Here is a 342-nt window from a genome sequence, read left to right on the forward strand (position 1 = left end):
AGTTTAGAGGTGATCAGTTGGCTGAAATAATTGCCAATTTCTGTTTGAGCTTCTTTCTTGTCATCATAAGTTTCGGTAATAAGCGTTTCCAAACCTTCCGCAGATGAATTGTACTGATAGAAGGTCTTCATATCAGAAAGATCTTTTTTCTTACGGTCAGCACAAGATGCAATAAGTTCCTCGAAATCGGCCTTTATTTTAGAAGCCTGCTTACGAAATCGCGCATCCTGTTCATTGACCTCATTTACACGGTCAACACTTGATTGCTCTTTGTCTTTCAATGATTCAATAGCAACCGCTAGAACCTTATCTGCTTGAGAGTAAATATTCTTGATATTTTGC

Annotated in this window: 1 pseudogene; it reads right to left on the reverse strand. The window is 38.0% G+C overall.

Features of this window, described 5'->3' with window-relative positions:
- Positions 1 to 342: pseudogene (locus IQR33_RS05160) on the reverse strand (hypothetical protein); the annotation flags it as partial.

The organism is Vibrio sp. OPT46 (assembly GCF_015163535.1).
GTDB classification, from domain to species: domain Bacteria; phylum Pseudomonadota; class Gammaproteobacteria; order Enterobacterales; family Vibrionaceae; genus Vibrio; species Vibrio alginolyticus.